This window comes from Butyrivibrio sp. NATIVEDY162 (assembly GCF_045999815.1).
Lineage (GTDB): Bacteria > Bacillota > Clostridia > Lachnospirales > Lachnospiraceae > Butyrivibrio.
The window spans coordinates 3,592,090-3,618,559 of record NZ_CP172573.1; the positions used below are offsets into that span (position 1 = coordinate 3,592,090).

At 40.6% G+C, this 26,470-nt stretch carries 23 protein-coding genes, 1 tRNA gene and 1 riboswitch; of the genes, 17 read left to right on the top strand and 7 right to left on the bottom strand.

The features are described from left to right. The first annotated feature begins 60 nt into the window (after window positions 1–60). From ACHCNF_RS15610 to ACHCNF_RS15635, 6 genes are all read left to right on the top strand, one after another. Window positions 61–786, top strand: coding sequence for an undecaprenyl pyrophosphate synthase (locus tag ACHCNF_RS15610; RefSeq protein ID WP_408070664.1), 726 nt, complete (start codon window positions 61–63; stop codon window positions 784–786). A 27-nt stretch (window positions 787–813) separates the two neighbouring features. Continuing rightward, complete coding sequence (locus tag ACHCNF_RS15615) at window positions 814–1,641, top strand: phosphatidate cytidylyltransferase (RefSeq protein WP_408070665.1); 828 nt, start codon at window positions 814–816, stop codon at window positions 1,639–1,641. A gap of 20 nt (window positions 1,642–1,661) precedes the next feature. Next, window positions 1,662–2,801 (top strand): 1-deoxy-D-xylulose-5-phosphate reductoisomerase, encoded by a 1,140-nt coding sequence (dxr, locus tag ACHCNF_RS15620; protein WP_408070666.1) that lies wholly within the window; start codon window positions 1,662–1,664, stop codon window positions 2,799–2,801. A 39-nt stretch (window positions 2,802–2,840) separates the two neighbouring features. After that, a complete protein-coding gene (gene rseP, locus ACHCNF_RS15625; protein WP_408070667.1) occupies window positions 2,841–3,896 on the top strand; it encodes an RIP metalloprotease RseP in 1,056 nt (351 codons plus the stop codon). Window positions 3,897–3,972: 76 nt separating this feature from the next. Beyond that, window positions 3,973–5,031, top strand: coding sequence for a flavodoxin-dependent (E)-4-hydroxy-3-methylbut-2-enyl-diphosphate synthase (gene ispG / locus ACHCNF_RS15630; protein ID WP_408070668.1), 1,059 nt, complete (start codon window positions 3,973–3,975; stop codon window positions 5,029–5,031). A gap of 20 nt (window positions 5,032–5,051) precedes the next feature. Beyond that, on the top strand, window positions 5,052–9,617 hold the full coding sequence (locus ACHCNF_RS15635) for a PolC-type DNA polymerase III (RefSeq protein WP_408070669.1): 4,566 nt from the start codon (window positions 5,052–5,054) through the stop codon (window positions 9,615–9,617). 104 nt (window positions 9,618–9,721) lie between these two features. Here the strand turns inward: ACHCNF_RS15635 and ACHCNF_RS15640 are convergent, their stop codons facing one another. After that, window positions 9,722–9,979 carry a hypothetical protein gene (locus tag ACHCNF_RS15640; RefSeq protein WP_408070670.1) on the bottom strand — a complete coding sequence of 86 codons (258 nt, stop codon included), beginning with the start codon at window positions 9,977–9,979 and terminating at the stop codon, window positions 9,722–9,724. 277 nt (window positions 9,980–10,256) lie between these two features. On the opposite strand from ACHCNF_RS15640, the gene ACHCNF_RS15645 reads away from it, so the two are divergent. Both ACHCNF_RS15645 and ACHCNF_RS15650 read left to right on the top strand, forming a co-directional pair. Continuing rightward, on the top strand, window positions 10,257–10,955 hold the full coding sequence (locus ACHCNF_RS15645) for an ABC transporter ATP-binding protein (RefSeq protein WP_408070671.1): 699 nt from the start codon (window positions 10,257–10,259) through the stop codon (window positions 10,953–10,955). Next, window positions 10,949–11,773 carry a hypothetical protein gene (locus ACHCNF_RS15650; RefSeq protein WP_408070672.1) on the top strand — a complete coding sequence of 275 codons (825 nt, stop codon included), beginning with the start codon at window positions 10,949–10,951 and terminating at the stop codon, window positions 11,771–11,773. Before ACHCNF_RS15645 ends, ACHCNF_RS15650 begins: the two co-directional genes overlap by 7 nt. 65 nt (window positions 11,774–11,838) lie before the next feature. Here ACHCNF_RS15650 and ACHCNF_RS15655 read toward each other — a convergent pair whose 3' ends face one another. Beyond that, window positions 11,839–12,459 carry an HD-GYP domain-containing protein gene (locus ACHCNF_RS15655; protein ID WP_408070673.1) on the bottom strand — a complete coding sequence of 207 codons (621 nt, stop codon included), beginning with the start codon at window positions 12,457–12,459 and terminating at the stop codon, window positions 11,839–11,841. Next, window positions 12,437–13,189, bottom strand: coding sequence for a hypothetical protein (locus ACHCNF_RS15660; protein WP_408070674.1), 753 nt, complete (start codon window positions 13,187–13,189; stop codon window positions 12,437–12,439). Before ACHCNF_RS15660 ends, ACHCNF_RS15655 begins: the two co-directional genes overlap by 23 nt. Window positions 13,190–13,949: 760 nt before the next feature. On the opposite strand from ACHCNF_RS15660, the gene ACHCNF_RS15665 reads away from it, so the two are divergent. Continuing rightward, window positions 13,950–14,903, top strand: a complete 954-nt coding sequence (locus ACHCNF_RS15665) for a hypothetical protein (protein ID WP_408070675.1) — start codon at window positions 13,950–13,952, stop codon at window positions 14,901–14,903. A gap of 43 nt (window positions 14,904–14,946) precedes the next feature. Here ACHCNF_RS15665 and ACHCNF_RS15670 read toward each other — a convergent pair whose 3' ends face one another. The 3 genes from ACHCNF_RS15670 to ACHCNF_RS15680 form a co-directional block, all read right to left on the bottom strand. Continuing rightward, window positions 14,947–16,023 carry a leucine-rich repeat protein gene (locus ACHCNF_RS15670; RefSeq protein WP_408070676.1) on the bottom strand — a complete coding sequence of 359 codons (1,077 nt, stop codon included), beginning with the start codon at window positions 16,021–16,023 and terminating at the stop codon, window positions 14,947–14,949. A 400-nt stretch (window positions 16,024–16,423) separates the two neighbouring features. Continuing rightward, the gene (locus ACHCNF_RS15675; RefSeq protein WP_408070677.1) at window positions 16,424–16,756 is read right to left on the bottom strand and encodes a hypothetical protein; all 333 of its coding nucleotides are present in this window, start codon (window positions 16,754–16,756) and stop codon (window positions 16,424–16,426) included. A 38-nt stretch (window positions 16,757–16,794) separates the two neighbouring features. Beyond that, window positions 16,795–17,619 carry a DUF5688 family protein gene (locus tag ACHCNF_RS15680; protein WP_408070678.1) on the bottom strand — a complete coding sequence of 275 codons (825 nt, stop codon included), beginning with the start codon at window positions 17,617–17,619 and terminating at the stop codon, window positions 16,795–16,797. A 173-nt stretch (window positions 17,620–17,792) separates the two neighbouring features. On the opposite strand from ACHCNF_RS15680, the gene ACHCNF_RS15685 reads away from it, so the two are divergent. The 5 genes from ACHCNF_RS15685 to ACHCNF_RS15705 all read left to right on the top strand — a co-directional run bounded on the left by ACHCNF_RS15685 (window position 17,793) and on the right by ACHCNF_RS15705 (window position 22,936). Further along, window positions 17,793–17,939 (top strand): hypothetical protein, encoded by a 147-nt coding sequence (locus ACHCNF_RS15685; RefSeq protein ID WP_408070679.1) that lies wholly within the window; start codon window positions 17,793–17,795, stop codon window positions 17,937–17,939. A 722-nt stretch (window positions 17,940–18,661) separates the two neighbouring features. Continuing rightward, the gene (locus ACHCNF_RS15690) at window positions 18,662–19,141 is read left to right on the top strand and encodes a hypothetical protein (protein WP_408070680.1); all 480 of its coding nucleotides are present in this window, start codon (window positions 18,662–18,664) and stop codon (window positions 19,139–19,141) included. Between the two features lie 381 nt (window positions 19,142–19,522). Continuing rightward, entirely contained in the window at window positions 19,523–20,233 is a 711-nt protein-coding gene (locus ACHCNF_RS15695) for a plasmid recombination protein (RefSeq protein ID WP_408070681.1), read from the top strand. 2 nt (window positions 20,234–20,235) lie between these two features. Continuing rightward, on the top strand, window positions 20,236–21,657 hold the full coding sequence (locus ACHCNF_RS15700; RefSeq protein WP_408072254.1) for a type IV secretory system conjugative DNA transfer family protein: 1,422 nt from the start codon (window positions 20,236–20,238) through the stop codon (window positions 21,655–21,657). A 28-nt stretch (window positions 21,658–21,685) separates the two neighbouring features. After that, window positions 21,686–22,936, top strand: coding sequence for a tyrosine-type recombinase/integrase (locus ACHCNF_RS15705; protein WP_408070682.1), 1,251 nt, complete (start codon window positions 21,686–21,688; stop codon window positions 22,934–22,936). 191 nt (window positions 22,937–23,127) lie between these two features. Here the strand turns inward: ACHCNF_RS15705 and ACHCNF_RS15710 are convergent. Beyond that, a tRNA-Glu gene (locus tag ACHCNF_RS15710) sits at window positions 23,128–23,199 on the bottom strand. A gap of 326 nt (window positions 23,200–23,525) precedes the next feature. Here ACHCNF_RS15710 and xylB point away from each other — a divergent pair. From xylB to rimP, 3 genes are all read left to right on the top strand, one after another. Next, complete coding sequence (gene xylB / locus ACHCNF_RS15715; protein WP_408070683.1) at window positions 23,526–24,995, top strand: xylulokinase; 1,470 nt, start codon at window positions 23,526–23,528, stop codon at window positions 24,993–24,995. Window positions 24,996–25,063: 68 nt separating this feature from the next. Further along, a riboswitch (THF riboswitch) is annotated at window positions 25,064–25,157 on the top strand. A 70-nt stretch (window positions 25,158–25,227) separates the two neighbouring features. Then, window positions 25,228–25,806, top strand: a complete 579-nt coding sequence (locus tag ACHCNF_RS15720; protein WP_408070684.1) for a folate family ECF transporter S component — start codon at window positions 25,228–25,230, stop codon at window positions 25,804–25,806. A gap of 165 nt (window positions 25,807–25,971) precedes the next feature. Continuing rightward, complete coding sequence (gene rimP / locus ACHCNF_RS15725; protein ID WP_408070685.1) at window positions 25,972–26,436, top strand: ribosome maturation factor RimP; 465 nt, start codon at window positions 25,972–25,974, stop codon at window positions 26,434–26,436. Window positions 26,437–26,470: the final 34 nt, after the last annotated feature.

Consider the following 26,470-nt stretch of genomic DNA (forward strand, 5'->3'; position numbering starts at 1 on the left):
TGTGGGTCATAGCACAGGCTCTACTTACATTATAAGCAAAGCTGACGGATGAGGAATAATATGGAAGAGAATACAAAAATACCACAGCATGTAGCTATCATTTTGGATGGTAACGGAAGATGGGCAAAAGCAAAAGGACTTCCCAGAAACTATGGTCACAAGCAAGGTGCCAAGGCAGTTGAGGACATTCTTGTTGTGGCAAGGGATATGGGAATTAAATATCTTACTGTATATGCCTTTTCAACAGAGAACTGGAACAGACCGGAAACAGAGGTTTCTGCTCTTATGATGATACTCAGAACATACTTGAAGAGCAGCATTAAAAAGTCTATGAAGAACAATGTGCGTTGTCAGGTTATCGGAGAGCGCAGCAGACTTTCAGAGGACATAAGAGCTGCTATTGACGAGCTTGAGACCGCTACGGCAGGTAATACCGGACTCACATTTACTATTGCCATTAATTATGGAAGCCGGGATGAGATAGTTCGCGCTGTAAGGAAGATAGCAGATAAGTGTAAGGCAGGAGAATTAAGTGCGGAAGAGATTTCTGAGGAAATGATCTCACGTAATCTGGATACAGGTAATATTCCGGATCCCGATCTTCTTATACGTACATGCGGTGAGCAGCGCCTTAGTAATTTCCTTTTGTGGCAGTGTGCTTATACAGAATTTTATTATACGGATGTCGCTTGGCCTGATTTTGACGAAGCACAGCTTCAGAAGGCAGTAGAAGCCTATGGCAGCCGAAACCGTAAATATGGTGGATTAAAAGAAGATTCACAATAATATATCCTTAATCAGAGAGGGAAAATTATGAAGACTAGAGTAATAAGTGGAGCTGTCCTGGTTGTCTTGCTTGTAGTGACACTTGTACTTGGTGGATATGTGACAGCAGGTGTGCTGTTTGCAGTATCTCTCATCGGCTATAATGAGCTGTGTATCGCTCTTGGAGTGAGAGGTGAAGGAGAAAAGATAAATCTTCAGGAAATTGCAGGGCTTGTTGCTATATGCCTCCATTATCTTGTTCTTGTAACAAGAGGTGCGGACATGGTATTTGTTGTTGCAATAATAATGGGACTGTTTGTTGCAGAGGCGGCTATATTTGTTTTTGGATATCCCAAAAATAAGTCAGACCAGATGGTAAGTTCTGTATTTGCATTTGTCTATGCACCGATGATGCTTTCATTTATCTATCTTCTCAGAGTATCGTCTACCGGAATTTATCTGGCTTGGATACCCTTTGTAGCCTGGATATGTGATACCTGTGCATATTTTTCAGGAGTTGCGCTAGGTAAGCACAAGCTATGTCCGGTTTTGTCTCCTAAGAAAACCATTGAAGGCTCAGTGGGAGGCGTTGTTGGAAGTGTTATTGCAGGACTGATCTTCGGATATGTGTACTCCACATATGCTAATCCGAACATGCCAAGACAGACTGCGCTTGTGAGCTTTGCTGTTATAACTCTCGTGGCCGGTATTTTATCTCAGGTAGGAGACCTTATCGCCTCCGGAATAAAGAGAGACCACGATATAAAAGACTATGGAAAACTAATCCCCGGACACGGCGGAATAATGGATAGATTCGACAGTGTGATCTTTATCACACCTGCTATATATTTTTTATCGCTTCTGTTTTTGCGATAAGCTATGTGAGGTTTTAATCAATGAGAAAAATAATTCTACTTGGATCAACCGGATCAATAGGTACTCAGACTCTTGATGTAGTAAGAGCTAACCCCGATGATCTGAAGATTGTAGGTATTGCTGCCAATAAGAGCGTCGATAAGGTGGAGAAGCAGGTAAGGGAGTTCAAACCTAAATATGTTGCCATGTTCGATGAGAATGCAGCAAAAGAGCTTAAAGTAAAGCTTGCAGATGTTCCTGTACAGATTTTTTCAGGTATAGAAGGACTTGTGGAGATCACACAGGTTCCGGATGCAGATACAGTACTGACAGCAGTGGTTGGAATGATAGGAATCAGACCTACCATGGCTGCAATTGAAAGTGGTAAGGACATTGCACTTGCCAATAAGGAAACTCTTGTAACGGCAGGTCATATCATCATGCCTCTCGCTGCGAGAATGAACGTGAGCATTCTGCCTGTGGACAGTGAACACAGTGCTATTTTTCAGTCATTGAACGGAGAGCCTAAGAACAAACTTGAAAAGATTCTTCTTACAGCATCCGGTGGCCCCTTCAGAGGAAAAAAGCGCCAAGAGCTTGTGGACATGACAGTTGATGACGCTTTAAAACATCCTAACTGGGACATGGGACCAAAGGTAACTATAGACTCAGCATCTCTTGTTAACAAGGGACTTGAAGTGATGGAGGCCAGATGGCTCTTTGATGTTTCACTTGATCAGATCCAGGTTATCATACAGCCGCAGAGTATTATCCACTCTGCAGTACAATTTGTGGATGGAGCAGTTATGGCTCAGCTTGGCGTACCGGATATGAAGCTTCCTATTCAGTATGCTTTGTTTTATCCTGACAGAATGCCTATGAGTGAAAAGAGACTGGACTTTTTTGAACTGTCACAGATTACTTTTGAGAAGCCTGATACAGATACATTCCAGGGACTTAAGCTTGCCTATGAAGCAGCCAGAGCTGGCGGAAGTATGCCCACAGTATTTAACGCTGCAAATGAGATGGCTGTTAAGAAATTTATAAACAGAGAGATTAAGTTCCTTGAGATATACGATATGATCTCAAATGCTATGGCTCATCATACAAAGATTGAGAATCCTAACCTTGAAGAGATACTCATGGCTGAAGCAGAGACTTATGAATATCTTGGAAGGTAAGTATTTTCAAAAGATACATCACAAACGTGAGGAATGTAAATGTTAGTAAGTGTAATATTGTTTTTTATAATTTTTGGAGTGCTTGTCACAACCCATGAGCTTGGACATTTTCTTATTGCAAAAGCTAATGGAATAAGAGTTCTGGAGTTTTTCGTGGGAATGGGGCCCATCCTTTTCAAGAAACAGAAGGGAGAAACCCTCTATAGTATCAGACTTCTACCTATCGGCGGAGCATGCCGGTTTGAAGGCGAGGATGATATAGACGGTGAGGATCACAATTATGATGAGAGATCCTTTCCTAATGCAAATGTTTGGGCGAGAATAGCGGTTTTATTTGCCGGACCTTTTTTCAACTTTATTACTGCGATGATACTTGCAGTGATCGTGGTTGCCAATTCACCCTGGAATTTTCCTGTGGTTTCCGGAATCACTGATGAAAAATCCGCAGCTGCTGAGGCCGGACTTCAGGAGGGCGATCTCATAATTTCTGTTGATGGTGAAAAAATCCATCAGGCTCCTGAGGTTACCATTATTTCACAGTTTAGCCGCGGCAGTGTGATGCATATAGACTTCGAGAGAAACGGCGAGGTAATGCATACCGATCTGACTCCTCATTATGATGAGAAAGAGGGCCGCTACTACATGGGAATATACCTTGGTAAATATGATAAGGTTACAGGACTTAAGGTTATTCCTTATGCGTTCTATGATGTTTTATACTATTTCAAGACAACATACAGAAGCCTTGCGCTTCTTGTCCAGGGAAGACTTTCACTTGGAGATGTGTCAGGACCTGTCGGAATGGTGAAAATTGTTGACGATACTTATGAGGCAGTCAGCCCCTATGGTATTTCTTCTGTAATACTCACGATGCTGGAGCTCATGACATTATTATCAGTGAACCTTGGAGTTATGAATCTTCTTCCTTTCCCAGCACTGGACGGAGGAAGACTTGTGTTCCAGTTCATAGAGGTTCTAAGAGGTAAGCCCGTTCCGAGAGAAAAAGAGGGTATGGTTCACCTGGTTGGAATGGTAGTGCTTATGGCCTTCATGCTTATTGTGGTTATAAGTGATATTCGAAAGTTTATTAATTAAGTATTCAAAGCTGCCCGGGATAAATCACGTATTGTGGTAATTTACAAATATTATCGGGGCAGATTAGGAGGATTCTATGGCATACAGAGACAATACTAAGGTTATTCATATAGGAAATAAGGTTATCGGTGGCGGGAATCCTATTTTGATCCAGTCAATGACAAACACACCTACAGAGGACGTTGAAAAGACAGTATCCCAGATACTTGCTCTTGAGGCTGCCGGATGTGACATAGTAAGATGTACTGTTCCCAATGCTGAAGCTGCTGAAGCTATTAAAAGTATTAAGAGCAGAATCCATATTCCGCTTGTGGCTGATATACACTTTGATTACAAGATGGCTATTGCTGCCATGGAAAATGGAGCTGACAAGATAAGGATAAATCCCGGAAATATCGGCTCCAAGGATAGAATTGAGGCTGTGGTTAAGACAGCGAAAGAGAGAAATATCCCTATCAGAGTTGGCGTTAACAGTGGCTCTCTTGAGAAGGATCTGCTTGAAAAGTACGGCGGTGTAACAGCTGACGGACTTGTAGAGAGTGCTCTTGATAAAGTTCATATCATCGAGGAATTCGGATATGACAATCTTGTTATAAGCATTAAGTCATCAAATGTAATGTTATGTGTTGATGCACATAAAAAGCTTGCGGAAAAGACAAATTATCCTCTGCATGTAGGTATAACAGAAGCAGGAACTCTCTATGGCGGCAATATCAAATCCTCCATAGGGCTTGGAATAATCCTTAATGAAGGCATAGGAGATACCATTAGAGTATCTCTTTCAGGAGATCCGACAGAAGAAATCAGAACAGCTAAGATGATTTTAAAGACTTTGGGACTGCGCAAGGGGGGAATTGAGGTTGTTTCATGTCCTACCTGTGGCAGAACAAAGATTGACCTTATAGGCCTTGCTAATGATGTTGAGAAGATGGTTCAGGAATTTCCTCTTGATATCAAGGTGGCAGTTATGGGCTGTGCCGTAAACGGACCCGGTGAAGCAAGAGAGGCAGATATAGGTGTTGCCGGTGGCATTGGTGAGGGGCTCCTTATCAAGCGCGGCGAAGTAGTAAAGAAGGTTCCTGAGGCTGAGCTTATCAGCGCTCTGCGTGAAGAGCTCATCCACTGGAATGACTAACAGAAAGAGATCAGAACAGTATGAGAAAACCATTTCTTGAGGTATTTCAAACATTAAAATTGGACCAGCACACCAAGGATGAATTACAGGACGTGCAGGTTGAGAAAATTTCAACAACCCAGAAAAAGGATCTCGTACGAATTTATCTATCCAGCAACCGCCTTATCGATAAGGCTGATGTGGTTAAGGCTGAGAAGGAAATAAAAAACCAGCTCTTTAAGGAAACCAATCTCACGGTGAAAATATATGAGCGCTTTTTCCTCTCAGCTCAGTACACTCCGCAAAATCTGCTTGAGATGTACAAGGACAGTATCCTGCTGGAATTCAAAAACTACGATCCAATTGAATATACGATTTTAAAATCCGCAGACTTCTCATTTCCTGAATCAGACAAAGTAGAGCTGGTTCTTGAGGAGTCTGTTATTGCTGAGAAAAAAAGCAGTGACATACAACGTATTCTGGAGAAAATTTTAAATGACCGTTGCGGTTTTGCTGTAAAGATGGACATCTCTTATAAGAAGCCGGAAACTAAGAAAAAAGAGGTCGACTACTCTAAGGAAACAAGCAAACTTGCCATGAAACTTGAGGCTGCCGAGGAGAAATCTGAGCAAAAGCACAAGGAAAAAGAAGCTGCAAATGCATCAAAGAATTCCGGGGGAGCAAATGCAGGAAATTCAGAAGGCAGTTCAGCTCAGAAGGCACCTGCAAAAGCGGCCGGCGGCAAAGGCGAGAGCAAATTCGGCGGTGGTAGTAAATTTGGACAGGGCGGAAGCAAATTCTTTAAGAAGGGCGCCGGCGGCGGATTTAAACGTTCTGATGATCCCAATATTATTTACGGAAGAGATTTCGATGATGAGACCATCAACATGGAAGAGATTGTTGGTGAGATGGGAGAAGTTACTGTCAGAGGCCAGATCATCAGTTATGAGCGAAGAGATATCAGAAATGAGAAGGCTATTTTAATATTCTCAATGACCGATTTTACTGACACCATAACTGTGAAAGTTTTTGCAAAACAGGAGAATGTTCCCGAGCTGGAACAAGACATCAAAAAGGGAGCATTTCTTAAGGTTCGCGGAATTGCCATGGTAGATAAATTCGACCATGAGGTTACAATTCAGAGTGTTGCCGGAATCCGCAAGATACCGGACTTTACAACCAAACGTGTGGATGAGGCTGAAGTAAAGCGAGTTGAGCTTCACTGCCATACCAAAATGTCAGATATGGATGGAGTGTCTGAGGTTAAGGATATTGTAAAGCAGGCGTATAAGTGGGGAATGCCGGGAATTGCAATAACAGATCATGGTGTTGTTCAGGCTCTTACGGATGCAAACCACGCCTGGGAGGATTTGTGGGGCCAAGAGAAGGCAAAGCGCAAAGAGGCCGGTGACAAGAATCCCGACAGACAGGATTTCTTCAAGGTCATACAGGGAGTAGAGGGATATCTTGTAGATGATCTAAAAGAAATCGTAATAAACAATAAGGGGCAAAAGGTAGCGGGAACTACTTTTGTCGTATTCGATATAGAGACTACGGGATTTTCACCAATAAATAATAAGATCATAGAGATTGGTGCTGTCAAAATGAAAGATGGCGTAATCACCGATCGTTTTTCAGAGTTTATTGATCCCAAGGAGCCAATCCCGTTCAGAATAACAAGACTTACAAGTATTACAGATGACATGGTTATAGGGTGCCCTACCAGAGATGAGATAATTCCCAGATTTGTCGAGTTCTGTGAAGATGCAATTCTGGTGGGCCACAATGTTGGTTTTGATATTAGCTTCATCAATGAAAACTGCAAACAACTCGGTATAGATGTGGATTACACTACGGTAGATACCATGGGACTTTCTCGTGCTTTTTTCCCGAGACAGGCTAAACACAATCTGGATGCGCTATGTAAGACACTCGGAGTTGTAAATGAACATCATCACCGTGCAGTTGATGATGCCGAATGTACTGCCAAGATTTTTCAGAAATTTATACCAATGATGGAAGCAGAGGGCGCGGACGATTTAAATAAAGTTAATGCGCTTGGTGCCTCAAATCCTGAGATTGTAAAGCACCTCAGAACGCATCATATTATTCTTCTTGCAAAGAATACGGTGGGAAGAGTTAATCTGTATACGCTGATTAGCAAGTCACATATTGATTACTTTAGCAGATTCCCCAGAATTCCCAAGAGTGAACTCATCAAGTACAGGGAGGGGCTTATTATAGGATCTGCCTGTTGTGCGGGTGAGCTTTACGGTGCCGTGGTAGAGGGCAGGGCAGAGGACGAGATCGCCAAGATAGTGAATTTCTATGACTATCTGGAGATTCAGCCAGTTGCCAACAACCACTTCATGGTGGATTCGGAGCGCTATGAGGATATCAATTCCGATGACGACATCAGGGAGATAAACAAGAAAATAGTTAAGCTTGGCGAACAATATGGAAAGCCGGTTGTTGCCACCTGTGATGCTCACTTCTTAAATCCTGAGGATGAGATATACAGAACCGTTATTATGGCCGGAAAAGGTATGAACGATGAAGAACCGGCACCGCTTTTTGTGCGTACAACTGCTGAGATGATGGCTGAGTTCGACTACCTTGGAGCTGCGAAGGCCAGGGAAGTTGTAATAGATAATACCAGGGACATCTTAAAAAGATGTGACAGCATATCACCTGTCAGACCTGATAAATGCCCTCCTGTCATCGAGGATAGTGACGGAATCCTCACAAGAATCTGTTATGACAAGGCTCACGAAATATATGGTGAAAAGCTGCCTGAGATAGTAGAGGAGCGACTTGAGAGAGAGCTTAATTCTATTATTAAAAATGGTTTCGCCGTTATGTATATCATCGCACAGAAACTGGTTTGGAAGTCTGTTGAAGACGGGTATCTGGTTGGATCCCGTGGATCTGTAGGATCATCCTTCGTGGCCTTTGCGTCAGGTATTACTGAGGTTAATTCCCTTTCGCCACATTATGTGTGTCCTAAGTGTAAATACAGCGATTTTGATTCCGAGGAAGTTCTTGCTTACGGAGGTAATTCCGGCTGTGATATGCCCGATAAGCGTTGTCCTAAGTGCGGACATATGATGAACAAGGATGGATTTGACATTCCTTTTGAGACCTTCCTGGGATTTAAGGGAGACAAGGAGCCTGATATCGACCTTAACTTCTCAGGTGAATATCAGTCCAAGGCGCACAAGTACACAGAGGTTATTTTCGGATATGGCCAGACCTTCCGTGCGGGAACTATAGCCGGTCTTGCTGATAAGACGGCTTACGGTTTTGTTAAGAAATACTATGACGGACTAGGTGTTGGGAAAAGAAGATGTGAGATAGACAGGATAACGCAAGGGTGCATCGGAATCAGACGAGGTACAGGTCAGCACCCCGGAGGTATCATAGTTTTGCCTGTGGGTGAGGATATCAACTCATTTACACCTGTCCAGCATCCTGCTAACGATATGACAACAGCAACCATCACTACCCATTATGATTATCACTCCATCGATCATAACCTTCTAAAACTTGATATTCTGGGGCATGATGATCCGACCATGATAAGATTCCTTCAGGATTGTACAGGACTAGACCCTAAGACGGTACCTTTGGATGACCATAATGTTATGGAGCTTTTCATGAGTACAAAATCACTTAACATAGCTCCTGATCAGATTGGCGGAACCAAGCTCGGATGTCTTGGACTTCCTGAATTTGGTACTGACTTCGCTATGCAGATGGTTATCGATGCGCAGCCTACCTCGCTTTCGCATCTTATCAGAATTTCTGGTCTGTCACATGGAACCGACGTATGGTTGGGGAATGCTCAGACGCTGATCCAGGAGGGAAAAGCCACCATTGATACCTGTATATGCTGCCGAGACGATATCATGATTTACCTTATTCAGAAGGGCATGGATAAATCTTTGTCCTTCAAGACCATGGAATCTGTTCGTAAAGGTAAGGGATTAAAGCCTGAGATGGAAGAGGCTATGATAGCAGCAGGAGTTCCTGACTGGTATATCTGGTCCTGCAAGAAGATAAAGTATATGTTCCCGAAGGCACACGCTGCCGCATACGTTATGATGGCATGGCGAATCGCATATTTTAAGGTTTATGTGCCGCAGGCATTTTATGCTGCATGGTTTTCAATAAGAGCCAAGGCTCTTAACTATGAGCACATGTTCCAGGGCGAAGGTACTCTTCATATGTGGATGAATACCTATAGGGCCAAGGGAGATGAGATGACCAACGCAGAGCAGAATGAGCTTGCAGCCATGAGACTTGCTGAGGAAATGTATGAGCGTGGAATAGAGGTAATGCCTATTGATATATTTAAGGCAGCATCCCGTTCCTTCCAGGTATTTGGAGATAAGATAATGCCCAGCCTTTTGAGTATAGACGGTCTTGGTGAAAAAGCTGCTGACCAGATAGTCGAAGCAGCAAAGGATGGTCCTTTTATTTCAAAGGATGACTTTAAGCAGAGAACAAAATGCCCGCAGGCTGTTGTGGACAGAATGGCAGAAATGGGACTTCTTGGAGATATTCCTGAATCTAATCAGATAAGTATATTTGATTTTATGAAATAAAAGTCATTAAAACATTTTGCCTAAATATTTAAGCAAGAAAAATTCCCTGCTATTAGCATTTTGGCTAATTGCAGGGGATTTTTATATAGTGAATTATTATATTTTTATGTCCACTTTCCTTCGGCCGGGGCTTCATATGGAGTGGCAATGTGTATCCCGTTTACTTTTTTGGCTGCCCCAAGTTTACTTGCAGTCGGCTTTTGCCCACCTTTCTGAAGAAGATTTGTTGTTTGAGTGTCAGTCTGGTTTGTAAAAATGGCATTTACGAATGAAGCTGGATTTGCATTTGATAAATGGACACCACCATTTACTTCATCCAACTCTTCTTCCGAGAGCTGATTCTTTAATTCCTTATCACTCATAAGACGCTCCTTTCTGAAGCTTTATGCTTCATCAAACAGTTCTTTTATATCCTGTGAAGTAATTCATGTCTCATTTCTTTTTTCAAGATTATATTAGCAATATGTGTCCAACAAATGTCCAACTGATAAAATATTTACAAAAATTTTTAGCTGTATTTCGCTAGCCTAAAGCTCATTATTTGTGAAAAAGGTGTGAAAAAAGAAGTGATTATCCGTTTTTTCCTTGACAATAAGTGCACAATATTGGCATGATTGATGAGGTATGGAGGGAAAAAGTATGAATAAACTAATTGACATCAAGGGGCTAACAAAGAATTATTCGGGGCTGACTGCTTTATTCAATGTGAATCTCGAACTTGAGAGCGGTCGTATTATTGGACTTCTGGGACCAAACGGGAGCGGAAAAACAACACTGATCAAGATTTTATGCGGTCTTCTTCAGCCTACTGCCGGCATGGTTTTCATAGATGGGCATTCGGTTGGTGTGGAAACCAAAAGCATTATCTCATATCTTCCTGATCAGACCTATCTTAACGGCAATATGACAATCCGTGAGATATTCGGTCTGTTTTCAGATTTCTACAGGGATTTTGATATGAACAGAGCATATTATATGCTAAACATATTGCGTCTTAATCCCAATGTTCGCTTAAAAACTTTGTCAAAAGGTAATAAGGAGAAAGTGCAGCTTATTCTTGTAATGAGCAGAAGAGCGAAGTTATATATTCTGGATGAACCCATCGCCGGTGTTGATCCTGCGGCAAGAGACTTTATTCTTAATACTATTCTGTCAAATTATGATCCCGGAGCATCGATTCTGATTTCAACTCATCTGATTTCTGATGTTGAACAGGTTCTTAATGATGTTATTTTTCTTCAGAATGGCCAGATTGCGCTGCATGAAACAGTGGAGGATATCAGGAGTCATGAAGGAAAATCGGTGGATGCTTTGTTTAGGGAGGTATACAGATGCTAGGAAAACTTATTAAGCATGAATTTATTGCTACTTGGAAAAATATTTTACTGATAGATTTGATTACTGTTATTGTAGGGATACTTGCTTCTTTGGTAGGATTTGCAATTGTTGGTAATATTGATGACCTGCCTGTTGTGCTGCAAATGTTTCTGTTTTTTGGGGCACTTGGGTTTGCTTTTCTTATGCTTTCCGCTTATCTTCTGACAATGGTGTGCAATGTGGTTAGATATTACCGCAGCCTGTATACGGCAGAAGGATACCTGACATTTACACTTCCTGCTACCACAACTCAGATCCTTACATCCAAAGTGCTGGTGGCGGTTATATGGCAGATTCTTACAACAATATGCATAGCATTTAGCGTTACTTTGTTAGTATGGAATCTTTTGTTTTGGAGTGCTGTGAATGAGGGGAGAGATATGTCCCTGATACTGCAAAGCTTTTCTGAGAATTTTTCCGCTGCTTTTGGAGGTGCTAATTTCTTTGTTTTACTTCTCTATCTGATAAAAGGTGTAATGCAGATAATTTTGTCATTGATGCTTTTCTTCTTTGCCATCTCTATAGGGCAACTTTCTGCAAAGCATAAAGTGGCTGGCGCTGTTGCTGCATATTTCTGCATTCGAATAATATATGGGTTTATATCCTTTGGTATCAATATTATGACAGGAACATTTTCCATGCTGTTTTCATTTGGCATAGATCCAGGTAACTATTTCCTGAGAGCTTCAAATACAGCGCTTGTAATAAGCATTGTTGCTGTAATACTAATGTTTATAGCAAACATTTATATAACCAATAATAAACTTAATCTTGACTAAAAAACAGCTGCCTTTCCATGAAGGATTGGCAGCTATTATTTTAATATTATTGCTTTACTATGATTTTACTTTATTTTCCCTTCTTCCAAAAGTCTTAAGAAAATATCTGCAATCTTTGGGTCAAACTGTTTACCTTTATTTTTTTCGATTTCTTCCCTGATCTTTTCGGGAGACAACTTCTTTCGGTATACTCGGTTGGAATTCATAGCGTCAAATGAATCGGCGACGCATATCATTCTTGCTATGAGAGGAATATCTTCACCTGATCTTCCTTCGGGATATCCGCGTCCGTCATAACGCTCGTGGTGATACAGAGCACCCTCACCAACGTTTTCGAGGCTCTTAAAATTACTGAGAATCTCGCCACCACGAATAGTATGTGACTTTATAATCTCAAATTCTTCATCGGTTAATTTGTCAGGCTTTTTAAGAATATTATCAGGCACACCTATTTTTCCACAGTCATGAAGTTGAGCGATATGATATATTCGGTCAAGCTCTTCGCCGGAAAATCCCATCTCTTTGGCGATGGCCCTGGTATATTCGGCAACTCTTGCGGAATGACCGTTAGTATATGGGTCCTTTGCGTCAATAAAACCTGTAAATGTCTCTATTGATTGTTGAATAATCTCATTGTCTCTCTGATGTCGGAGATTATACTTTTTAATCTGGGAAGCGGTTATCATGTAACTGGCAAGCGATACCAGCCAGAAGAGCATTCCGACAGTAGCTATCCAAAAAAAAGATATCGCTTCTTATCAATCTATGATACTGATAAGTAAGCTCTAAAGTCCACCCGTTTATCTCTTCGCCTATAGGTACATATAGTATCATGCCGGGAACTGTCCCCTCATAGGGTTCAATAGGAACCTCCATGGCATTTTCATCGGAGCTTGGAATATATATAAGATAATCACCTGGATTCATGCGGATTAAAGTTTCCCCATCAAAGGTGACTGTATCAAAAGAATAGTCATTTTCATTAAAATCACGTAGGTCAGGCACCACAGCAACATATTCGTCTTTGTTGACATTCTGGTGAAATTCGACTTTTCCGTTCCAGCCTTGGGTTATGAATAATTCCTTATCAAAGGTCAGCTTGAATGAAAAATCTGAAATCTCGTCATCTGTGTTATTTCTTACAGGAAAATCATAGGTGTATGCCTGATAATTGTGTTCTGTAAGGCCTTCATTATTAAAATCGAATACTTTGGTCCATGTACTTCCCCTGGGAATAGCAGTGATGGTACAACCTTTTGCTTTGGCCGATTCTTCCGAAAAAAGCCTCTGTCCGGTAAAAGTGTCCTTGTGAATGGTATTGTTGTAATTGAAAACTCTCAAAACACTGATGGCATAAATAACAAAAATGCATATTATTGAAATAAGGAATATTATAGGGGCTTTGTTTTTCTTCATAATGCCTTATGCTCTCCTTATTATTTAAACCGTAAATATTTTGTGCCTCATTTCTATTTTACCATTTAATTACTGGGATGTGTGATATTTGATAATTCTTTCTAAATTGTAAATATTCATCAGGGGAGAGAAGATAAGAGAGCTTCATGCAAGGCTTTAAGTTTAACTCCGGTTTAACCGGGAAAATTTGAAGATTTTCAGAGAAAATAAAAAACTCCGAAACGCTCTTAGCGTCTGGAGTTATAGGGTTGGGCTGTTTACACAGTCAGTAGCTCGTAGCGGAATCGAACGTAATGGATAATCATAAGAAATGGCTTAACCAAGCGGTTTAGAAGCATTTTTTAACAGTTTAATTTGGTTTAACTGTTAAACAAAAATAAAAAAATGAAGAGCGTCCAATAAACCGACTAATGAAAAGAGCAATATACAATATTCCGACATACAATTATCGTTGTAATTCAGCCAGCTATCTGTATAATAATCTTTGGTGGTGCAGCCCTTCGACTTTTTGAGAATCGAAAGGAGTTGCCTATGGTATCATGGTCAGATTTAATCCAGCTTGGATTGCTGATCGTAGCAATCATAGGACTCACTTACAAAATATCTAAGATGAAGTGAGTAAAATAGCTGCCCCTCGTGCAAAGATTGGCAGCTATTTTAGTTTGCTATATTAGCGAGGGGTTCGCACCACCTCTTAGATGTTTTGATTTTAACGCTTATACAAGCTTTTTTCAACAAAAATATTATCTTTGTAGAGACAGTGCTTTATGGCACTGTTTTTTTTCGTTCGAAGGAGGTTTTCTACGACTTCCAGGATTACAGAAAGCTTGAAAAGTCTCTTCAGACTATCGACCAGAATGAGACAGCTCTTGATACTGAGTACACCCGTCTCTACAACCTTGCTGAGCAGAACAGAAAGGATATCATCGCATCATGGAATGCTAGGTTTGCTCCTAATCAGCAGATTGGCGCTAATGGTACATATGTTACAGGCTCCGGTACTGCTTCCATAAAGGGCGCTATCGACTCTATGCCTGTTCATACTTTTAATGAGATCGGGCTCTCATTTGCTAATGGCGCAGTTAACGTAAGCTACCCTAACCCTGCGTGGGGCTACTACAAGGGCGGTGCTATTGATACTGCTACAATAAATGCTCAGATTGCCGAGGCTATGAAGCATACAGAGAAATTCATTATGAATAGGTCTGGTGGCAAGGTGCAAGATATGCAGGAAGTACATAAGTATAGATGGGTTGATGCCTCTGATATTTATCAATGGGGCTGGGATGATGGTCACGTTTATGGTTATAATGAAGGTCTTGCTCAGGGCGGTATGGTAAATGGTCATGTATATCTGGATAAGTATTCAAATGGTACTTATACAGGGCAAGGTAATAACTCAAACTGGAACGATGCGGCTTCATCAACGCTTCAGCCCGGAACATATTACTTCCAGTATTGCACGACAAATACCGAAGCTTCTACATCTGTTTATTTAAAAGTTGGCGATAGTGTTAAGGTCGACTTAAAGGCAGCTGAACTTAGGGGTAATAACTCTACTAAGCCTAATAACAACTGGAAGAGCTTTCAAGGGGCTGGTAATTCTGGCGGCGCTGGGGTATATGAATTTAAACTAACCAAAGCAACAAAAGTTACTTACAGAGTGTATTGCTATGACGGTTCAGGACTGTGCTCTATAAAGAAGGTAGGCTAAATATGTTATATTTTAAAAAGGGATGCCATGCATCCCTTTTTGCTTATTTAAATATAAACTTGGCTTTCTTAGCGCCCTGCTTTTTTAGACTCCTAACAAGGCCGCTGTTCTTATTTGTTCCCGTAATAGTGATCTTACATTTTGTGGCGATATTCTTAACAGCGTTCTTTCCAACAGATGTAACATTTTCTCCGTTTATTGAAAGCTTAGAGAGCTTCTTTGAACCCTTAAACAGATTCTTTGAAAGGGTGTTTACCCTGCATTTTGACATATCAACGCTCTTTAAATTAGGGCAGTTTGAAAATGCACCACTACCTATAGTTTCGATATTCTTTCCAATAGTTACTTTCTTGATCTTCTTGTTTCCCTTAAAAGCATTCTTGGCAATAGATGTAACTTCGTAAGTAGTGTTGCCGATTGTGACTGTTTCAGGAATAGTGATATTCCCTTTTGCGGATTTGATTGCTTCTGTGTATTCAACCTTTCCGGCATCGGTTACTTTATATTTAGCATCGCCTACCTTTATGGCCTTCTTGTTGTAGGCATAGAGTGTGCCCTTTGCAATGGGTACTCCCTCATTATCTGAAGTAGGATTATTGCGCTTATGGTCTTTATTCATTTCTTCTGTTGTTACCAAAAGATAATTGTTTGTTTTATACTCATCATCAGCAGTGACATCTACTTCATACCATTCACCGTCCTCTAGCTGAACGATGTTCCACATATGTGGAACATCTCCGCAGTATCCAATTACTTCTTTGCAGGGGATATCTGCCAGTTCACATAGTAGGGAAAGTGCATTTGAGTATCCTGTGCATTTTGTTTTTCCTTTTACTAGGGAGCCGTATGCTAATGATTCTTCAGCTGTTATGTTTAGAGAATATTTTGTCTTTTTGCAGATTTCATCATGAAAATATTTAACCTTCTCATGTGGTGTTGCCGGTGCTCCTGTTACAATCTGTGTTGCTATGCTGTATAATTCTTCTTCGTGTTCTTTAAAACAATAAAAGCCAGTCAGTTCTGCAGGTGTCTTTGCCTCAGCCTTTATTCCCCCTGCCGGTACTGCCAGTGTAATCGCCATTACCGCCGCAAGTAGTCCTGTGATCATTCTTTTCTTCATAATTTCCTCTTTTCTAAATTACTTAATCTTATTTATTGGTTCTGTTATTTCTATTACCCATGTGTGGAAGATCCCCTCCCACCTGCCATTCTTTCCTGTGGTTGTAATTTATATCTTAATAAGAAAATATGCATATAAATATAAGCATCGAAATGGTAGCACTTTATAAGAATTTATTTCAATATAAAAATAATGTTTTTTTGATAATATTGAATTTCTTTTTCGTACAAGCGAATGATCTTTGAAATAAATTTACGAAGCGTTAGCTTCAATTACTTGGGAGGGTCAAGGGAACGGGCGCGGCAGAACGGCCGGGGCGCATTCGGGGGTTCCCTTGCTGGCGCAGCCAGGCTCCCCCTCCGGTGCCTGGCTTACATATTAGTATTGCGCCTATTAAGATTTATTCAGCTTTCTGCAATGGTTCAACTTGTGAATCTGCAAAGAAGAACATTGTCATTTTCATAAAGGTAGGCTTTTTATCGGATTCCTCCTTATTATCTGAATTGGTATTTGTGCGCTTCCAGATATCAAGCTTTGTGATAGCGTGCTCTCCATGCTTTACCTTATAGCCTTTCTTTTTCCATGCAAAGAATGTGTGAAGCTGTGCCGGCTCTTTTACTTTCTTTTTATTACCATCTTCATCTTCAATGAAAATGAATTTTCCTGTAGTTCCAATCTTGCCTGATTTCATCAGTTCAAATCTCTTATTTAAAATAATCTGTTCGTTTGTCATTAGTTTTATTCTCCTTATAATTTGGTTATTAGTTTTTATCAAACATTCAAAAAATATGCGTTATCAATAAGCTTATCCTCTTCATTTAAAACAGAACGGTTAACCTCTCTGACCATGCTTTTAAATTCTTCAAGGTCAACACTTCCATCCGCAGGGATCAAGATTGATTCATGTATTGAACTGGGAAGATACACAAAGCGTCTTATGTTCCTACTTTCACCTAATTTCTTTATAGCCTTTCTGTCCAGAACGGAACTTGCGCCTTTGACCTTCGACTTATTTGTCAAAATAAACATATAGTTTTCAAGCTCTGAAAAATCATCAGCTCCAATGATGTTCTTGAAATAATTGGTCAATGGCTCAATTACTGTATCCTCATGAAGGTTCTTTTCAGCTCTTTTCCAAGCTTCATCATCTTTAATATTCGCAATATCAAGCATTGCACCATTAAGCTTTATAGTTCCATCTATACCGTTAAAAGTAACTTTCATAAAAAGATACGCTTCAAGTCCTTCAAATTCACATTTTCTCTTAATGAGTTCCTCGGAACTTTCTTTCTGTAAGCCAATTGATAAGTGTGAAAGAATAAACTCCTTGTCTTTCATGCAATCAATATTGAAATTTGCAAGGCTTTTCTCATGCATCTCCAAAATGTCATCAACTATATCATTCAAAGAGAAATTCATCTCCTGGGCTTTCTGTATTACCTTATCAACATAGAAAGTAGGTATAGCGTTGTGCTTCTCGTTATCATCAACTATGCAAAAGGCTTCTTTCTTTACGCCGTTCTTTGTAACCTCTCTTACATCAACGTTGAAACCTCTGTTTGTGAGTTCAGCAAAAATCATATTCTTTGTAATCATAATGAAATCCTTTCATAAAAAATAAAATGTGCTTTTAGATTTTGAAGCTATTGGAGGGGTGCGTGCCTTTTTGAGGCTAAATCTTTTCATCTGGTTTTCTCCTTTTGATTTTCATGTGCTTTTGAGTTCTTCGCCATTTTCGGGTTTGCGTAGCACCTTCAGGAACAGTCGGGATGAATTTATGCAAGGTGGAAAATGGTAATCGGACTGAGCATTGCGAAGGAGAATTGGGAATGTGCCTTGCATGGAGAAAGGAGACGGTTATGGTGCTTCTTAGCAAACCAATGGTTGAAGAACTAAAGCACATATTAGAAAGGTGAAAAACAGCAGAAAAGATAGCCGAAAAAAGAGGGGTTCCCTCGAGGGAACCGTTGGAGATGGGAGATTTTAATAAGTCCTTTCACGAGTAGCGTGTTCCCTGAAGGAGGGGGCTAGGGATGCGAAGCAGGTGTGGGATGGTACACGGAGAAGTCTGTATCGACCAATAAAAATACAGCATCTATAAATGCTAAAAGGGGGTAAACAAAAAGGTGTTGCTGTGGGTCAGCGCATCGCTCAATAATACCTAAGCGAAGGGTAAAGAGAAATGCGAATTTGAAAACACGGCGTCTAACCGCTCGAGTGTAGAAGAAAAGAGGAAACTCAAAGAAGTGCTTGCTGTGGGTCAGCGCATCGCTCAATAATACCTAAGCAAAAGGTAACGAGAAACGTGAAGTCGAAAACACAGCTTCTAAACACTTAAGTGTAGAAGAAAAGTGGATACTCAAAGAAGTGGTTGCTGTGGGGCTGCGTGTCGGTATACCTTTAACAACACGGTACCGTGAGAAACAATTAACTACATATGCAACAGTATACAGATTATTGTGGCATAGCAATTTCCTATTTTTTACAGGAGGATTTACTAATGACTATTTGCGCATGGGAGTGTAGGCAAATTTATTATGCTTACAGAAACGGAATATATAACTTAGCAGAGCTGCTATTTTATGTGTGTCACTGCTTGAAAAGCTATGAATTATATCATCAAGAGGTGAAATCTTTGATGAAAATAATCAGAGATGCAATTACGGAAGCGCGTTGGAGGGATGACCTTGACTGCTACAATGAATGTTCGCGTCATACGCGATTCTCTTTTTTGTCACAGTTTGATGATTCACCCTATTGGAAATCAGAAGAAGTGGTAAGTATTGATGATAAGCCCTTTGTTGCGAATTATCAGCCTATAGATGTTATCACTTCCGTGATAAAGAACTGGGGAAACATCTATGACCATCCATATTTATACACAATGGTTACACACCTTCTTGAGGCTTCTTGTGACTTGACTGCCCCACCCAATTTTGAGGAGAAAATTAAATACTTCATATATAGGGCCGGAAGACTTTATGATGAGGCGCAAGGTGTGACGCAAGATGATTCCTTCAATGAAAGTGCATACGCTTGGATTGGGAATCTCACAGCGGCTCATGACTCAGCAAGAGAAGGCAAGGGTAGCGTTCAACGCCCTGTTGAAGGGCGTTGAACGCGAAGGGAGCGCAGCTCCCTTGAGCTACGGAGTGTTGAAAGGGTATTGAACGCGCTTAATATGCGGGTTGTCGCATATTAAGTTGTGTTCAACACCTGCTCATAAGCGGAGGAGCTCGCGGAAAAGGGACGCCCTCGGCGGGAAAAACCTGCCAAGGTGTTTCCCAGAAGAGCTTGGTAAACGAAGCAACGCGCAGAGGTACTTCTGAAAGAAGTATACCAAGCTACACTTAGGAAACTGAACAAAGCGTATCAGCGTCTTGCATGACAGCTAATATTCATTGAGAGCGTGGAGCGACCTTTGAATATTTGTTGCCATAGCAGAAGCTGATGCGCATGAAAGTTTCCTAAAGAAAAACAGAAAGAGAGAAAAATAGATATGCATTTACAAAAGTATCGAGAGTTTACAGATATAGGGCACTTAACAGAGCATTATAGTCGAGAAAAGAGTGCGGGGCATTACAGCAATCCTAATATTGATCAGACTCGCCTTGATGAAGATAGGACAAACTACGCTCCTACTCGCTATAAGAAGGATAAGGACGGAAATGTTGTAAGAGATGAAAACAATAACCCTGTCCCTTTGAAGCAAACTGAATATATAAAGCAGAAAATTTCTGAGGTTATGGGAGAAAAGCGCCTTCGCAAGGACGCGGTTCGTATGGCAACATGGATTGTAACTGTTCCCCCAAATTTGCCACCTAGTAAATATGATGATTTTTTTGCCGAAAGTTATCGGTTTTTAGTTAATAGATATAGTGAAAAAGCAGGCATGACAGGTGAAGATATCTGTATAAGTGCATACAGACACCGGTCAGAGTCCGCACAGCATCTGCATTTTGCGTTCCTTCCGGTTCTAAAACGAGGCGATAAGCAGACTTTTTGTGCAAAGGATCTTATTAACCGCAGAGAACTGCATGATTGTCAGGTTGAGCTTGCAAAATATTTGGAATCCAAGAATATTTGCAGGGTTACAGACCTATTAAATGGCAGAACAATAAGAGACAGTAATGGTAGGGCTTATTCCGTGAAACAGCTAAAGATGCGTAGCATGGAAAGAAGCATTTCATACGAGAGAGGTAGGTTTTGATTATGTATTTGATTGACATACTGTACGTTTTAGCCGTGATTGCTTTAGTTGCAATCATAGGCATAAGGAATATCGACTTTAGAAGGAACAAATTGGATACCAAGCCAAAGAAATTCGTTGAGAAGTCGACAAGGAAAGTGAAAAAGGGAACAGCTGAAGGAGTTACGTTTGGAAGTTCAAAAAAGAATCCCTTATCAGCTCCGATGATAACAGAGTCAGCTTTCGGAGATGAAGGACATATTTTGGCTGTAGGAGGCACAGGATTAGGAAAATCAACAGCTTTACTGATTCCCACGCTAATCAATTGGTGTAAGTCTTGGCGGAACCATCGTCACAAAAGATATTTTATTACGTGGGATATCAGCGGGGACCTCCACACAGCGATAGGCAGTCTAACAGGCAATACAATCGTTTTTAAGATGGGTAACCCGGATTCTATAGGTTACAATCCTTTTGCGGTTATTGATGCCGAAAATGACCGAAATTTGAAGATTAAGCACTTGGTACATTTGGCATTAACACTTATGCCCAAGCATAAAGATTCTTCGGAAGCTGGTGATTACTATAGAAAAGAAGGCTTAAAGATTCTTAAGGCTGCCTTTATCGCATTCTATTTTGAAGGTTATGACTTTGTTGAAATATGCGAAAAGGTGCATGATCTTGACTGGCATCAGCTTTTAAACGAAATTGACAGAACAGGAAATGATGATGCCATAAGGTTGATTAACGGCTTTGCTGATCCTAATCTGCCACTATCATATACATCCTCAGCGAAGCAAAACTGTGAAGATGCAGTAGCCTTGTTTGCAACGGATGAAAATATTAAAGCTATCATCCACAGAGGTGAACCAGGTAACCCTTCATGGTGCCCCTCTGACATGGAACGCAATAATATCTTTATTGTTATTGACGATGGAGATTTGGAAGAATATGAACAGCTTAATTGTCTTATAGCTAATCAATGTCTGCAATTTATACAGAATAGGCCATTAAGCAGTAAGACAAGCATCCTTTTCTGTATGGATGAAGCTGCATCTTTAGGGAATATAGATATTTTGCCAGCTTTGAGGAAGTTCAGAAAAAGGCATTGTCGCATATTCATTCTGACTCAGAGCCTAATCGACCTCGATTTGACCTGGGGTGAAAAGCAGAGGATTGCAATGATGACAAACTTCAAGTATAAAGTCATCCTCGAATCATCCGAACCCACCGAGCAGGAATACTGGTCAAAATTGGCGGGAAAACACTGGCAATGGGTCAAAAACGGACGAACAAAAAACTCATCCGGAGAAATAACTTACAGCGAAACGCTGTCACTAGTGAATAAGATTGAGCCCTATACCTTATCCAATTTAGGAAACAACCTTGTTCTTATTTCTCCTGATGGGGTTCAGATGCTCGAAAAGGATTTTTATTTTAACTAAGTTCCACTTGTTTTATAGGAATTACACAATGAGAAATACCAGCAACAACACAGGAACTCCTGGTGATGTTACTTTATTGCGGTTTGCTATGGCGAATGGTACGATAGATATGGACGCTCTTCAAAAGGAGTATATTTTGAAGAGAAAAAATACATATATCAATGACCATAGCAGCAGCCATAAGATATGGCGCGGGAAGGATGGTGCTTACTACACTCTCCTCCCGGACTGCACTAAGAAGAACAACAGGAGGCTTTTAAAAAGAAAAACAGAAGAAGAACTTCACGAAGCTATCTTTGAGCATTATGCGGAAATTGATGGAACACCAACTTTTTCAACATGCTTTGAGAACTGGTCACAGCAAAAGCTCGATATGAATGAGATTTGCAAAGGCACCTTTGACAGATATCATTCTGAATTCAAAAGGTTCATTGGATGGAACGATATCAAGGATAAAAAGATATGTGACATCACAGAACATGAATTAGAGATATTTGTTCGTACAACCATTGCAAAGCTTAATCTTACAGCTAAAGCTTTCTCCAATATGAGAACTCTCGTTATTGGAGCTTTCAAGTGGGCGAAGAAGTATGGATATACCAACATCAGCATTTCTTCATTCTTTGGGGATCTTGATTTATCCAAAAAGGCATTTAAGAAATCTAATGTCCGTGATAAAACACAGATATTTGATGAGGATGAAGTCCCGCGCATTTTAAGCTATCTTCGTGAACACCCTACAATAGAAAACCTTGGGATACTTCTTACGTTCCAGACAGGTATCAGAGAAGGCGAATTATCGGGATTAAAGTTTTCTGATGTATGTAAAGATAAAACTTTGCATATTCAGAGGCAGGAAATCAAGTATAAATCGCCTGTTACCGGCAAATGCACTCATGAAATAGTCGAATATACTAAATCAGATGCAGGTGACCGGTACATTATTCTTACACCTGCTGCACTTGAAACTATTCAGAAGATAAGGATTCTTAATCCTCATAATGAATACATGATGCAGGTCGGAAAACGTAAAGTATGGACAAACACTTTCAATGACAGACTCTACAAAGTATGTGATGCGCTGGAAATTGAAAGAAGATCCATGCATAAGATTCGCAAGACTTATGGAACAGCATTACTTGATGCTAATGTGGAGGATTCACTAGTAATGTCCCAGATGGGGCATTCTGATATAACCACAACGAGAAAGTATTATTACTATAGCAGAAGAAATGCTGAACATAAGCGCCAGCAGATAATGAATGCCATCCCTTTTTAATAGAAGAGATGGCATTTTTTCTTTAAACATGATTTATCTATCGCGAGAATCCCCTTAAAATAAACATCTTTGAAACCCTTCAGTTTAACTCCGGTTTAACTGGGGAAATTTGACGATTTTCAGAGAAAATAAAAAACTCCGAAACGCGCTTGGCGTCTGGAGTTATAGGGTTGGGCTGTTTACACAGTCAGTAGCTCGTAGCGGAATCGAACCGCTGATTCTGCCGTGAGAGGGCAGCGTCTTAGCCGCTTGACCAACGAGCCATTTAGTTTTTTGTTTGTCGCTTTCGTTCGGCGACTTGATTATATTATTACAACTTCAAAAATAATGCAAGTACTTTTTTGAAAAAAATTTAAAAATTTTTTTGACCGCATTTTTACTGCAATAATTAGTGATTAAAGAGCAAAAAGTGTGATGCATCACAACATAAAAGAAAGTATAATTAACATTGTTGGATTATGCTTTCTAAAAAAGAATACTGTTTTTTGAGATTCATAATTTATTTTTGTATTGAAAAGTAACCGGAAGTAAGTTACTAATAGCAAAAAACTACAAGACGAGAAATAAAAAGCAAAATGGGAGGTTGTATATGCTTTATATAGGTGTAGATTTAGGAACATCATCCGTTAAGCTTGTACTTATGGATGAAACAGGTAAGATTCACGGAACAGTTACCAAGGAGTATCAGCTTTATTTTCCTCAGCCGGGGTGGTCTGAGCAGAAGCCTGAGGACTGGTATGCACAGGCAATCGAGGGACTTAAGGAACTGCTTAAGGATGCGGATAAGTCACAGGTTGCAGGTATCAGCTTTGGCGGCCAGATGCACGGACTTGTAATCCTTGATGAGAATGATAACGTTATCCGTCCTGCAATCCTTTGGAATGATGGCAGAACTCAGAAGCAGGTTGATTACCTTAATAATGAGATCGGAAAGGATAAGCTTTCTGAATATACTGCCAACATCGCATTTGCCGGATTTACTGCACCCAAGATTCTTTGGGTTAAGGAGAATGAGCCTGAGAACTTCAAGAATATCAAGAAGATAATGCTTCCTAAGGATTATCTTGCATATAAGCTTTCGGGAACATTCTGCACAGATTACTCAGATGCATCAGGTATGCTTCTTCTTGATGTTAAGAACCGCAAGTGGTCAGAAGAGATGTGTAAACTCTGTGATATCACAACAGATATGCTCCCTAAGCTCTATGAGAGTTATGAGAAGGTAGGAACTCTTGTACCTTCAGTTGCTACTGAACTTGGTCTTAGTGAGAATGTTGTTATTGCAGCCGGTGCCGGTGACAATGCTGCAGCAGCAGTAGGAACAGGTACTGTTGGTAACAACAAGTGCAACATCTCACTTGGAACAAGTGGAACAATTTTCATGTCTTCAGACAGCTTTGCTGTTGATAGTAACAATGCGCTTCATTCATTTGACCATGCAGACGGACATTTCCATCTTATGGGATGCATGCTCAGTGCAGCAAGCTGCAACAAGTGGTGGAATGACGGCATATTACAGACTAAGGACTATGCGGCAGAGCAGGCTGCTATTGAGAAACTTGGTGAGAATCATGTATTCTTCCTTCCTTATCTCATGGGTGAGAGATCTCCCTGGAATAACCCTAATGCCCGTGCTACATTTACAGGTATAACAATGGATACTACAAGAGCAGACATGACACAGGCTGTTCTTGAGGGTGTTGCATTTGCTGTCAGGGATATGTACGAAGTTGCCAAGAGTATCGGAGTTAAGCCTGAACGCTCAATGATCTGCGGCGGCGGTGCTAAGAGTCCTCTCTGGAGAAAAATGATCGCAAATATTCTTAATATAGAAGTAGATGTTCCTACATGCGAGGAAGGTCCCGGAATGGGCGGTGCTATGCTTGCCATGGTAGCATGTGGAGCATACAAGAGCGTTGAGGATGCAGCAGCTGCAATTGTTAAGGTTGACAAGACTGAGAAGCCGGATCCTGAACTTGTAGCAAAATATGAAGCAAGATATCAACAGTTTAAAAATATTTATCCTGCGCTTGCTGACACTTTTAATAAGATTATTTAATATAACTTTTATAAAATTATTGTTGACGCAATTTATTTTGCTGATATAATTTATTTCGTAACTTAGAAAACAGAGTAGAATCCGGTGCGTTAAGTGCCATCTGGACAGGGACTGCCAGAAGGACGAAGGGTAACCGCGGTGTCGGATTCGGTTCCCACTGTAGCATATTGAAAGTGTACGGAATTCTTACACCTCCTTGTGCATACTGTGGAATGCATAGGAGGTGTTTTTTATGCAGAAAAATGTAACTATCAATGAAAAAAGTAACGTCAATGTAAACAGATGGCTCAGATCCCTTGGGGAATTCAAGAGCCTGAGAAATGTAGTCTTTTGCGGAATGATGGCGGCTATTGCAATAATACTTGGCTATGTTGCTACCATAAGAATAGGTCAGTTTATCCGCATCGGATTTTCCGGGCTGCCGAATCAGGTTGTCGATTATCTCTTTGGCCCTGCAGTGGGAGCTATTTTTGGAGCAGCTCTTGATATTATCAAGTGGTTCCTTCAGCCGACCGGAGATTTCTTCCCGGGATTTACTATTAGTGCAGCCCTTGGCGGAATCATTTATGGATTTGCTTTCTATAAAAAGAACATATCTGTGATAAGAGTTTTTACAGCACAGCTTATAGTAAAGATTTTTGTCAACATCGGTCTTAATTCACTTTGGCTGAAAATCCTTTACGACCAGGCTATAATTGCCCTGCTTCCCGGCAGGATACTGTCAAATGCAATCATGCTTCCCGTAGATACAATTATCACATATTTGATACTCAAGACTATGGAGAAGACCATAAAGCCTCTGTTTTTATAAGAACTATTTCTTAAAAAACGCTAAAATCTCTGATTTTATGGCACGTGCGCTTGACGAAGCTTGACAGTAGTGCTATATTACATTTGTAACTTAAGAATAATTCAGACTAGAAGTGGACTTGCAAAGAGTCCACTTTTTCTATGGATTTAATTATGAGGTAATAACATGTCCAGAAGGGAAGAAATAGAGCGTAAAACGGAAGCTCTGCTTACGCCGATAGCTGAGGCTAATGAAGTTCGTATCTATGATGTGGAATTCGTTAAGGAAGCTGGCGAGTGGTATCTCAGAGCTTACATTGACAGAGACGGCGGAGTTGATATTAACAAGTGTGTAGATGTCAGTCATGCACTTTCGGATGCACTTGATGAGCATGATTTCATTGAGGAGGCGTACACCCTGGAGGTCAGCAGCCCGGGACTCGGAAGAGCACTTAAAAAGGACAGGCACTTTGAGAGCAGTATAGGCCAGGATGTTGACGTGAAGCTCTACAAGGCGCAGGACGGAACCAAGGAATTTACAGGTAAACTTAAGAGCTTTGATGCTGACAGCATTACAATCGAGTCGGCAGAAAAAGACATTACATTTACAAGAAAAGAAATCTCAAGTGTAAAACTCACCTTGGATTTTTGATGAGAATACCTGAAAACAAATATTTTTAAACTTT

Excerpts from the sequence above, each read along its gene's own strand:
- ACHCNF_RS15610 (WP_408070664.1), top strand. The coding sequence starts at position 61 with ATGGAAGAGAATACAAAAATACCACAGCATGTAGCTATCATTTTGGAT.
- ACHCNF_RS15615 (WP_408070665.1), top strand. The coding sequence starts at position 814 with ATGAAGACTAGAGTAATAAGTGGAGCTGTCCTGGTTGTCTTGCTTGTA.
- dxr (WP_408070666.1), top strand. The coding sequence starts at position 1,662 with ATGAGAAAAATAATTCTACTTGGATCAACCGGATCAATAGGTACTCAG.
- rseP (WP_408070667.1), top strand. The coding sequence starts at position 2,841 with ATGTTAGTAAGTGTAATATTGTTTTTTATAATTTTTGGAGTGCTTGTC.
- ispG (WP_408070668.1), top strand. The coding sequence starts at position 3,973 with ATGGCATACAGAGACAATACTAAGGTTATTCATATAGGAAATAAGGTT.
- ACHCNF_RS15635 (WP_408070669.1), top strand. The coding sequence starts at position 5,052 with ATGAGAAAACCATTTCTTGAGGTATTTCAAACATTAAAATTGGACCAG.
- ACHCNF_RS15640 (WP_408070670.1), bottom strand. The coding sequence starts at position 9,979 with ATGAGTGATAAGGAATTAAAGAATCAGCTCTCGGAAGAAGAGTTGGAT.
- ACHCNF_RS15645 (WP_408070671.1), top strand. The coding sequence starts at position 10,257 with ATGAATAAACTAATTGACATCAAGGGGCTAACAAAGAATTATTCGGGG.
- ACHCNF_RS15650 (WP_408070672.1), top strand. The coding sequence starts at position 10,949 with ATGCTAGGAAAACTTATTAAGCATGAATTTATTGCTACTTGGAAAAAT.
- ACHCNF_RS15655 (WP_408070673.1), bottom strand. The coding sequence starts at position 12,459 with ATGATAACCGCTTCCCAGATTAAAAAGTATAATCTCCGACATCAGAGA.
- ACHCNF_RS15660 (WP_408070674.1), bottom strand. The coding sequence starts at position 13,189 with ATGAAGAAAAACAAAGCCCCTATAATATTCCTTATTTCAATAATATGC.
- ACHCNF_RS15670 (WP_408070676.1), bottom strand. The coding sequence starts at position 16,023 with ATGAAGAAAAGAATGATCACAGGACTACTTGCGGCGGTAATGGCGATT.
- ACHCNF_RS15675 (WP_408070677.1), bottom strand. The coding sequence starts at position 16,756 with ATGACAAACGAACAGATTATTTTAAATAAGAGATTTGAACTGATGAAA.
- ACHCNF_RS15680 (WP_408070678.1), bottom strand. The coding sequence starts at position 17,619 with ATGATTACAAAGAATATGATTTTTGCTGAACTCACAAACAGAGGTTTC.
- ACHCNF_RS15685 (WP_408070679.1), top strand. The coding sequence starts at position 17,793 with ATGAATTTATGCAAGGTGGAAAATGGTAATCGGACTGAGCATTGCGAA.
- ACHCNF_RS15690 (WP_408070680.1), top strand. The coding sequence starts at position 18,662 with ATGAAAATAATCAGAGATGCAATTACGGAAGCGCGTTGGAGGGATGAC.
- ACHCNF_RS15695 (WP_408070681.1), top strand. The coding sequence starts at position 19,523 with ATGCATTTACAAAAGTATCGAGAGTTTACAGATATAGGGCACTTAACA.
- ACHCNF_RS15700 (WP_408072254.1), top strand. The coding sequence starts at position 20,236 with ATGTATTTGATTGACATACTGTACGTTTTAGCCGTGATTGCTTTAGTT.
- ACHCNF_RS15705 (WP_408070682.1), top strand. The coding sequence starts at position 21,686 with ATGAGAAATACCAGCAACAACACAGGAACTCCTGGTGATGTTACTTTA.
- xylB (WP_408070683.1), top strand. The coding sequence starts at position 23,526 with ATGCTTTATATAGGTGTAGATTTAGGAACATCATCCGTTAAGCTTGTA.
- ACHCNF_RS15720 (WP_408070684.1), top strand. The coding sequence starts at position 25,228 with ATGCAGAAAAATGTAACTATCAATGAAAAAAGTAACGTCAATGTAAAC.
- rimP (WP_408070685.1), top strand. The coding sequence starts at position 25,972 with ATGTCCAGAAGGGAAGAAATAGAGCGTAAAACGGAAGCTCTGCTTACG.